This is a genomic window from Psychrobacter sp. (assembly GCF_035469765.1).
In the GTDB taxonomy this organism is placed as follows: Bacteria; Pseudomonadota; Gammaproteobacteria; order Pseudomonadales; family Moraxellaceae; genus Psychrobacter.
Genome location: NZ_DATIRM010000243.1, coordinates 1 through 6,871, shown reverse-complemented (window position 1 = coordinate 6,871; position 6,871 = coordinate 1). Strand labels below are relative to the sequence as shown.

The 6,871-nt window shown below is 39.3% G+C and carries 8 protein-coding genes and 1 pseudogene; 5 read left to right on the top strand and 4 right to left on the bottom strand.

The window, feature by feature from the left end:
* A partial coding sequence (locus tag VLN09_RS06960) for a hypothetical protein (protein ID WP_325244986.1) occupies positions 1-687 on the top strand: 687 nt, incomplete at its 5' end.
* A 196-nt stretch (positions 688-883) separates the two neighbouring features.
* Here the strand turns inward: VLN09_RS06960 and VLN09_RS06955 are convergent.
* The 4 genes and pseudogenes from VLN09_RS06955 to VLN09_RS06940 all read right to left on the bottom strand — a co-directional run.
* Positions 884-1,237, bottom strand: a pseudogene (locus VLN09_RS06955) (transporter associated domain-containing protein); the annotation flags it as partial.
* A 319-nt stretch (positions 1,238-1,556) separates the two neighbouring features.
* A complete protein-coding gene (locus VLN09_RS06950; RefSeq protein WP_325244982.1) occupies positions 1,557-1,895 on the bottom strand; it encodes a hypothetical protein in 339 nt (112 codons plus the stop codon).
* A gap of 110 nt (positions 1,896-2,005) precedes the next feature.
* Complete coding sequence (locus tag VLN09_RS06945) at positions 2,006-3,406, bottom strand: FAD/NAD(P)-binding oxidoreductase (RefSeq protein WP_325244980.1); 1,401 nt, start codon at positions 3,404-3,406, stop codon at positions 2,006-2,008.
* Between the two features lie 119 nt (positions 3,407-3,525).
* Complete coding sequence (locus tag VLN09_RS06940; RefSeq protein ID WP_325244978.1) at positions 3,526-3,990, bottom strand: hypothetical protein; 465 nt, start codon at positions 3,988-3,990, stop codon at positions 3,526-3,528.
* 240 nt (positions 3,991-4,230) lie between these two features.
* Here VLN09_RS06940 and VLN09_RS06935 point away from each other — a divergent pair, with 240 nt between their 5' ends.
* The 4 genes from VLN09_RS06935 to VLN09_RS06920 all read left to right on the top strand — a co-directional run bounded on the left by VLN09_RS06935 (position 4,231) and on the right by VLN09_RS06920 (position 6,817).
* Positions 4,231-4,923 carry a peroxiredoxin gene (locus tag VLN09_RS06935; RefSeq protein WP_325244976.1) on the top strand — a complete coding sequence of 231 codons (693 nt, stop codon included), beginning with the start codon at positions 4,231-4,233 and terminating at the stop codon, positions 4,921-4,923.
* 169 nt (positions 4,924-5,092) lie between these two features.
* Positions 5,093-5,638, top strand: coding sequence for a rhodanese-like domain-containing protein (locus VLN09_RS06930; RefSeq protein ID WP_325244974.1), 546 nt, complete (start codon positions 5,093-5,095; stop codon positions 5,636-5,638).
* Positions 5,639-5,736: 98 nt separating this feature from the next.
* Positions 5,737-6,486 (top strand): MBL fold metallo-hydrolase, encoded by a 750-nt coding sequence (locus tag VLN09_RS06925; RefSeq protein WP_325244972.1) that lies wholly within the window; start codon positions 5,737-5,739, stop codon positions 6,484-6,486.
* A 118-nt stretch (positions 6,487-6,604) separates the two neighbouring features.
* Entirely contained in the window at positions 6,605-6,817 is a 213-nt protein-coding gene (locus tag VLN09_RS06920; RefSeq protein WP_325244970.1) for a hypothetical protein, read from the top strand.
* Positions 6,818-6,871 lie beyond the last annotated feature (54 nt).

The window sequence follows — 6,871 nt, the reverse complement described above, 5'->3', positions numbered from 1 at the left end:
AGAATTCAAATGACACTTAGCACCAAAGGGGAGCAGGACTATTTATTCTATCATTTGGATGAGTTATTGCAGAAAATGATAGAAGGTGTTCGAGATTTTAGATTACAGCCTTTAACTATGTATTCTACTAATAGTGAAATTTTGTTAATCAAACTAATGGCTTTCAGAAAATTACTAATGAAATCCCGTGATCTTATTCTTTCTCAGGATTTAAGTATAGAGGAGCGTTCAGAAGCGATGGGTAAGCCACTTTTTACGATAAAAGAAAAATTAAATGACATTAAAGTGTCTATTAGGGAGCTTGACGATCTAAAAAGTGAACTTGAAAACTTTCTCAAAATTAAAGAAGAAGGAAGCTTTTGGGAAAAAATTAAATTGGGAAGAACGCCTAGCTATACGTTGGAAGATATTACTAAAGAGAAGTTACTCATTAAGAAAGATTTTTTTATATCGATTGTGCGTATAGCTAAGTCTGAAAGCAAAGGTGTGGTATATATAGAGTTCGAATGTGATGAGATCATCAACAAGAATTATAGACATTATGCGTTAGCAGATGGACAGTTAGGGATAAGTCGTTTACCGAGGATATTACGCTTACATGAAGATACAAGAAGGTTGAATATAGAAGCCGTAAGCCAAGTAGTACACGAGAACGTTTTTGAAGCTAACCCCCTATGGTATATATAGTAGATTAGTTTTAGGATTAACTTAATGCTACTGGGATGAATTTTTCACAGATTTTCTATCGATAGTTTGCAAGAAGAATTTATAGCAGTAGCACATGATGACTATGAATCGCCCCGAGATTGTCGAAGACTTCATGTCCTGAGAGAATAAGACAAATCTGGGACGGTTTATAGTATAGCTATAGAAGCAATGAGTTTTACTGAGCGATATCTCTTTCAATTTTTACTAGAAGAATTCTTGTCGATAACGTTTCTAACACCGTGAAAATAAAGCCGTCGCTGCTGACGTGCTCATTAACTTGAGCAATACCATCTAGTTTGAAATTGATATAGCCACCTATGGTCAGCTGTTCGGCTTCTCCTAATAGGCTTGGCTCATTTAATTCAAGACGCAACTGATCTAAGCTAATAGTACCCTCAGCTATCCAATGATCTTCTTGTTTAACAATCTCTAATGTTTCATCTTCATCAGGAAACTCACCAGCAATAGCTTCAAACAGATCTAAAGGCGTCACCAGCCCTGCAACTTGACCATACTCATCGACCACTATATTATCAGGTGTCCTAAATTAGTTGACCACTACACTCATGGATGGATCAGTGATTTACGCAATCCAATTCCTTTCATTGCATTGTTTTTTAAGATTATTTTGATAGTTATAGTGTTAGGCGTGTCTTGTCACAGTCGCGAGGTGTATTAAAGTTCCTTTACCAGTCCGCTCCGAAAAAAGGGTAAGGTAAGATTATCTTCTGCTTTGATGAGTTATGTTTTGCATTTTTTGCTAACTGTTAATGGTTTGACTAATTGACACATCCCAAGTTTATTTGCACGGTTTCTTCAGCATAGCTCAGTGTTTTTTCTTTTGGATATCAAGCGCTATGATTGGCTAGTCCGGTTATCAGTGGCAATATAACCACATAAGCATAAACAAACAATGCTGCTACCATTGCCAGATGAAAGGCCCAATCCACCCAATAATTGAGACTTCCTAAACTAGAATTAAAAAATAATGGCAAAGTAAAAAAGCCAATCCCTGCTGTAATAGCTGCTAGTACACTGGTAAAACGATATGCTAGCTTTTGATGCCTACCTGCAATGCCCCAATAACTCCATGTGATCAATAATAATAGAAATAATGCACCGACCAGCATCGCATTCTCTAATATAGCTTCCCACAACATCATAAATGCTTGATTTAAAAGTAACATGACAGTTCCTTTGCAAATGTTAGCGAAACTTAGTAAAAGTCCTCGCTTATATAAACGGTAGCCAGCTCATTGAAACTTATAAAGATACTGACTATCTGTATTATACGAGGTTAAACTCGACCTTTGGCAACAGCCATATAAGCAGGTTTTAGCATCATTTCTTCTAGAAACCATGCAAAATAGCTTTCCTTTAATGGGTTAACCAAAGGCACACTTGGGGTTAAATTATTTTCATAATCGAACTCAACAAGCATCGCCTCGCCTTCTTTGATTAACAACGGACACGAGGTATATCCATCAAATTTTTGACTGGGTGCCTTACCTTGTATCACCTCAATAAGATTATTGGTCACTATAGGTGCAGACAGCTTAACGGTTGCGGCTGTTTTACCTTTCGGCGTGCCATTGATATCACCGACCCCAAAAATATTTTCATAGCGCTTGTGTTGTAGCGTATATTTATCAACGTCAAGCCAACCATTTTTATTGGCTAAGGGGCTGTTTAGTATACTGTCTACCGCAAACATGGGTGGTACAACATGAATAAAATCATAATCTTGTCGATTTTGATTACCCTCTGAATCCGTGAAATAGGCAAATTTTGCTGCTTTATCGATCCCAGTTAAGCGTTGCTCAAAGTTTGTGCCAATTGGTGGATCATAAGATGCCCAGCGAGATAATACATTTTCGTTTACGATAGGCACACTAAATACAGTCTGATGTGGACTAAAAAACTGAATATCACTATTTTGTCGTGTACCTGCTTGTATGAGTCTGTCATGCAGCATAAAGGTCATTTTCAATGGCGCACCTGCACACTTCATGTCAGTATGTGCTAGTGCCATTACGGCGCGTCCTCCTTTTTGACGAAAGGCGTCTATTTGTTGCCATGTTTTTATAGCAATTTCTGGACTATGATAAACACTACCAATGCCCTCAGTGCCTAAGTCTTGAATATTAAGACCCTCTATTTTCTCAAAACCTAATCTTAAGCCAGTTGCTACCACTAGATAGTCATAGCCAATTTTTTTGCCGCTATCAGTAATTACCTGATTGTTATCCGGTGAAAACTCACGGGCATTTTCTTGTATCCAGTTTATTCCTGCAGGAAGAAGGTTGGCGTTACTGTCTGTCACTTTGTCAGTATTATTCCAAACACCTGTGGCTAACAAGGTGTAGCCAGGTTGGTAATAGTGAGCTTGCCGACTGTCTAATATAGTCAAAGTGGCATTGGGAAGTTGACGACTTAGCCTATTGGCAACCGCTAACCCTGCAATACCAGCACCGACAATAACAATATTAACTTTTTCTTGAGCCGTGGGCGACGATACGCAGCCATTCAGTGACATGCTGCCTATAACCGCTCCAGTTGCAACGCCTGCACCAATAAATTGACGATGATTAAATAATTTTGAAACTATTGGTTGTTTATGATCGTCATCGCGATGAGGATACGCCGCCAAAGCGTCTTGTTGCGATATATTGGTTTGATTACTTGAATGTCGTTTCATAATAATTCCCTATGTCCTTCTATACCGTTTAAAATAGATAACTAAAATATATTGATATAAAACAAGGACATAAGAATATTTTGTCCTTCATGAGAAATTTTTAAGCTGCTAATTTCCCATTAAAAACTGGCTACTTTTGTATTTTTATCGACCATCAATTTAGCAATGGCGGCAGGGTCTGCTACTGTAATACCGTCAATTAATGCAGTTTGATCAAGGCCTTTACCTGGAAGATAAATGGCGCAAACTTCGACTTTAGTTTTGGTTTTTTCCATCACTGTCTTCATCAACCCTTGTGCACTCATATTCATTGGAGGTTGGCCTTTAGTGACGCTGCTAGGCGCATCACGTAACGCCATGTCACCAGCTGCACCGCAGAGCAATACGTTGGTTTCAGCTCCTTGCTTCGCTGATTGCATGGTGAGCACCATTGACATTAGCTGCACCTGAGCATCATCCGATGTGACAATAACCAATAACGACGGTTTTGATGCCTTGATATGACGAGTTTCTTCAGCAGAAGCAGAACTAACTGCTAAAAAAGTGGCAACTGCAGTAAGAATAGGAATAAAGATTCGTTTCATAATATCTCTCAGTTTTTCACGAAGTTATCGGCTGTTATATTTGCTTGTATGGCGAACAGCCGCTGGATAGTAATTTTGATAATACAAGTTTAAAGCATGCTATCAGATAATAAGTTACAAGGCATATTTAGAAAAACTAATAGTTATATTAAACTGTATAATATTTTTTAGTATATTACTATGCTATATTTAATGTATTGCATCATTGCAATGATTTAATAACTAACTAGGGATAAAAAAATGAGAAACCATCAACGTTCACGCGAAAACTGTTCATGCCAAGACAACATGGAACCAACTAACGTCATTCAATTCCCTCAACTCAACCAACCGTCACCAGACTTTAATGCGTTAACCACTGATGGTATGAAGTCATTAGCTGACTACAAAGGTAAATGGTTAGTACTATTTTCTCATCCAGCAGATTTTACGCCTGTATGTACTACGGAGTTCATAGCCTTTGCTAATAAAGCTGAAGACTTTCGAGCTAGAAACTGTGAATTGCTAGGCTTATCTATTGATAGTGTGCATTCGCATATTGCTTGGATGCGTAACATCAAAGAAAATTTTGGTGTAGAGATTACCTTTCCTATTATTGCTGATTTGTCGATGCAGGTTGCCAAGTCGTATGGCATGATTCAACCTGGTGCCAGTGACACCTCAGCAGTACGTGCCACCTTTATCATTGACCCTGAAGGTATATTACGAGCGATGGTCTATTACCCAATGAGTAATGGCCGCTCTGTTGATGAGTTCTTACGCTTACTTGATGCCTTGCAAACCAGTGATGGCAACAAAGTTGCTACTCCAGAAAACTGGAAGGTGGGTGAGCCTGTCATTGTGCCGTCACCACGTACCGCTGCAGAAGCTGAAAGACGTGCTGACGAAGGCTATGAGTATAAGGATTGGTATTTTAGTAAGAAGTCATTGTAACAAGTATGAATTTGTGACTTAGCGATTGATTTTGAGAAGGTTAAGTCTTGTTAGTTACTCAATATGCCTTGGCTTTCTCAAATATCATTACCTATATTTATGCCACCAAGAGTGGCTATTAGCATCAGCCATCTGGCATAAAAGAATCGTATGTATCTATGGAGAGAGCATGAAAACCATTATTTTGTCGTTATTCCTCATGTTTGGTATGATTTTTTCTGCCAGCGCGGAAGATGCGTTATCTGTGCCACCACAGGAGGTCTGGAGCCTTGTGCAGGAGTATCCTGATGAGTTGTTGTTTGTTGATATACGAGACCCTATAGAAATCATGTTTGTTGGCTTTACGGATGCCGTGGATATCAATATTCCTTTTAAGCTAGCTGATCGCACTCAGTTCAATGAAAGTAAAGGCAGCTTTGCTATGCAAAGTAATCCAGATTTTGTCAATGAGATTGAAAAGGCACTAAAAGCTAAAGGACTTGATAAGGATTCTCTCATTGTGACGATGTGCCGTTCTGGCTCAGAACGTGGTAAACCAAGTGCAGATTATCTAATTTCCCAAGGGTTTTCAAACGTAAAGTATATCGATCATGGCTTTCAGGGAAGCACAGTAAAAGAGGGTAAGATGAAGGGATTTCGTGTAGTGAACGGTTGGCAAAATGCTGGTTTACCTTGGTCGTCAACGATTAATGCAAACAAGATTAGTAAACCTTGAGCCTTGCTAAGTGCTATATATAGATGGTTATTAGCACCGCATTTATGTCGAATAACTTGTACTACTGTTAATATTAAATCACTAAACGAGGTTTTATTATGATATTTCGACAACTATATGAGCCACTCTCTAGTACTTATACCTATCTTATAGGAGACGTCAATACAGGACAGGCAGTACTAATAGATCCTGTCATTGCGACGATGGATCGCGATCTAGCTGAGATACATAAATTAGGTCTGAAACTGGCCTACACTGTTGATACGCATATTCATGCAGATCACATCACGGCAGCCCTAGAGATGAAGCGCGCTGTTGGCAGTAAGATCGCTGCACCTGCCTACGACCGACTGGCATGTGCGGATGTTGGGCTAGAAGAAGGCATACCATTCAAAGTTGCTGGGATTACTTTGCACCCATTGCATACTCCAGGTCATACTGCAGGACATTTTGCTTATCTCTTTAATGAGCGTGTATTTACTGGCGATGCTCTACTTATTGAAGGGTGTGGTCGAACTGACTTTCAGCACGGTGATGCCGATGCCTTGTATAATTCTGTGCGCCAAAAGCTATTCTCTTTACCAGATGAGACGCTAGTCTATCCTGCGCACGACTATAAAGAGCGCTTTGTCTCTTCAATCGCTCAGGAAAAAAAGCGTAATCCAAGGCTTGGTGGTGATACAACGATCGAAGAGTTTAGAGCTATTATGAATAACTTAGATCTGCCATATCCCAAATTTATAGATCATGCAGTACCTGGTAACCAGCAATGTGGTGTTTGCCCTGAGGACTTGCCAAATAACTTAGCTGAATACTGTCGTCAGATGACACAAAGTCCTCAAGGCTAACGTGCCTTGTTTTAGAGAGGTGTTAAGCACGGCTTTTAGTTGACCACTACAGGGCAGGGCGTGCTCTAATCGACTATCAAAGTGTCGAACGTAAGTACAAAATAGTAGGAGTCACTGCATGCAAGCTACTGCACTCTACTACTTACAATCAAGCTGCTTAAATAAAGCTTGTAAAAAGAATACCCACTACCTTAGAATGGCATTACTTGCGGTCATGTATATTTTGTTAAGTATTCTTTCTTGGATGCTTCAAACTGATTTTTCAAAATATCAAGCCTCTCTAACTATAAATGTTACCAATATTACCTATGCATCATTAACAGGCGGGTAATAAGATGACCCTATCATGTCTACTAAGCGCCGCAAGCTTGTTTTACGATATTCA